Raw genomic sequence first — 2,797 nt, 5'->3', positions numbered from 1 at the left:
CCCCACGGGTCGTCGACCTCGATCTTCTTGCCGTACTTGGCCGTCTTCCAGACGTTGTAGAAGAACGGCAGCATCGACATGCCGAGCAGGAACGAGGCGATGGTCGAGACCGTGTTCAGCGCGGTGAAGCCGTCGGCCGCCAGGTAGTCGGAGTAGCGGCGGGGCATGCCCTCGGCGCCCAGCCAGTGCTGGACCAGGAAGGTGCCGTGGAAGCCGGCGAACAGCGTCCAGAAGGTGATCTTCCCGAGCCGCTCGTCGAGCATCTTGCCGGTGAACTTCGGCCACCAGAAGTGGAAGCCGGCGAACATCGCGAAGACCACGGTGCCGAACACCACGTAGTGGAAGTGCGCCACCACGAAGTAGGAGTCGGTGACGTGGAAGTCCAGCGGCGGCGAGGCCAGGATGACGCCGGTCAGACCGCCGAAGAGGAAGGTCACCAGGAAGCCCGCCGACCAGAGCATCGGGGTCTCGAAGCTCAGCGACCCCTTCCACATGGTGCCCAGCCAGTTGAAGAACTTCACCCCGGTGGGGACCGCGATCAGGAAGGTCATGAAGGAGAAGAACGGCAGCAGCACACCGCCCGTGGCGTACATGTGGTGCGCCCACACCGTCACCGACAGGCCCGCGATCGCGATGGTCGCGCCGATCAGGCCCATGTAGCCGAAGATCGGCTTGCGGGAGAAGACCGGGATGATCTCGGAGACGATGCCGAAGAACGGCAGCGCGATGATGTAGACCTCGGGGTGGCCGAAGAACCAGAACAGGTGCTGCCAGAGCAGCGACCCGCCGTTGGCCGGGTCGAAGATGTGCCCGCCGAACTTCCGGTCGTACTCGAGCGCGAAGAGCGCCGCCGCGAGCACCGGGAAGGCGAGCAGGACCAGCACACCGGTCAGCAGCACGTTCCAGGTGAAGATCGGCATGCGGAACATCGTCATGCCGGGAGCGCGCATGCAGATGATCGTGGTGATGAAGTTGACCGCGCCGAGAATGGTGCCGAAGCCGGAGAGGGCCAGGCCCATGATCCACATGTCCCCGCCGACACCCGGCGAGCGGATGACGTCCGTCAGCGGGGAGTAGGCGGTCCAGCCGAAGCTGGCCGCGCCGTCGGGGGTGAGGAAGCCGCCCAGCGCGATCAGCGAGCCGAACGTGAACAGCCAGTAGGCGAACATGTTCAGCCGCGGGAAGGCGACGTCGGGGGCGCCGATCTGGAGCGGCATGATCCAGTTCGCGAAACCGGAGAACAAGGGCGTCGCGAACATCAGCAGCATGACCGTGCCGTGCATCGTGAACGCCTGGTTGAACTGCTCGTTCGACATGATCTGCAGACCCGGCCGGGCCAGCTCGGCGCGCATGACGAGCGCCATCACGCCACCGATGCAGAAGAACACGAACGACGACGCCAGGTACATGGTGCCGATGGTCTTGTGGTCGGTGGTGGTGAGCCAGTTGACGACCACGTTGCCGGGCTGCTTGCGCCGGACCGGCTGCTCGCTCTCGTAGGAGTCCACAGCCGCTGCGGCACCCTGGGCTTCATTGAGAATGCTCACAGGATGTTCGCCTCCCGGTTCTTCTCGTGGCTCGTCTGATCGATGCCGGCGGGAACGTAACCGGTCTGCCCCTTCTCCGCGAGCTCCTTGAGGTGCTGCTCGTAGCGCTCGGGGGAGACGACCTTCACGTTGAAGAGCATCCGGGCGTGGTCCACGCCGCAGAGCTCGGCGCACTTGCCGAGGAAGGTGCCCTCACGGTTGGGGGTCACCTCGAAGGCGTTGGGGTGGCCCGGAATGACGTCCTGCTTCATCAGGAACGGCACCACCCAGAAGGAGTGGATGACGTCCCGCGAGGTCAGGACGAAGCGGACCCGCTTGCCCTCGGGCAGCCACAGGGTGGGGCCCGGGTTGTTGGTCTGCGGGTTCCGCGTCGAGGGGGTTCCGCAGTCGTTGACACCGCCGGCGTTGGCCGGGAAGGCATCCTTGTAGAGGTCCGGGACCGCCTCGAGTGCCTTGTCGGTCTTGGCGTCGCCGGTGGAACCCTCGACGTTCTCGATGTAGTTGAAGCACCAGCTCCACTGGAAGCCGACGACGTTCACGGTGACGTCCGGCTTCGCATCGAGCTTCATCAGCTCGGACTCGTCCCGGGCCGTGAAGTAGAAGAAGACGGAAACGATGATGAGCGGAACCACGGTGTACAACGCCTCGATGGGCATGTTGTAGCGGGTCTGCGGAGGTACCTCGACCTTGGTGCGGCTGCGCCGGTGGAAGAAAGCACTCCACAGGATCAGGCCCCACACCAGCGCGCCGATGGCGAGCGCGGCGGCCCAGGACCCCTGCCACAGGGAGAGGATCAGCGGAGCCTCTTCCGTGGTGGGGGTGGGCATACCAAGGCGGGGGAAGTCCTCCCATGTGCAACCTGTGGCGGTTGCCAGGACCAGGCCCGCGGTCAGTGCCTGCAGCAGCTTCCGCCGCATCGGGCGCCGCGGCGAGCGGTCGGAGCCGTTGGGACTCACGTAGCGCCTTCCCGAGAGTCTCGCCCGCGCTGTACGGCTGCGGCCTGGCCTTCTCGCTGGTCGGTCGCCGCCCTGCGTCGGGCAGGGGTTTGGATGTTTATGCGGACCAAACCCTAGCCGACGCCTTCCGGGGGGTCGCGGGGAGGGGGTCATACGCGCCGCCCGTCACCCCGAAGGGGTCGGAAGGCACACCCAATGGTCAGGAGTGCGGCTTGTGTGGTGGCAACGGCCGGGCACGGCAGCCGCGAAGGGCTCGGGGCGCTCGCGCCCTCACCCCTCCCGGTTCCCCTCCCC

2 protein-coding genes are annotated in these 2,797 nt (G+C 66.2%); both read right to left on the bottom strand.

Annotated features, from left to right (window positions below; all coding sequences use genetic code 11):
* Positions 1-1,547 (bottom strand): aa3-type cytochrome oxidase subunit I (gene ctaD / locus AOK11_RS14470; RefSeq protein WP_055594121.1); only part of this gene is annotated, 1,547 nt, incomplete at its 3' end.
* Positions 1,544-2,503, bottom strand: a complete 960-nt coding sequence (gene ctaC / locus AOK11_RS14465; protein WP_055594120.1) for an aa3-type cytochrome oxidase subunit II — start codon at positions 2,501-2,503, stop codon at positions 1,544-1,546. The genes ctaD and ctaC, both read right to left, overlap by 4 nt.
* Positions 2,504-2,797: the final 294 nt, after the last annotated feature.

The organism is Streptomyces hirsutus (assembly GCF_001418415.1).
GTDB classification, from domain to species: Bacteria; Actinomycetota; Actinomycetes; order Streptomycetales; family Streptomycetaceae; genus Streptomyces; species Streptomyces hirsutus.
This window is presented reverse-complemented; position numbering and strand designations above follow the sequence as displayed.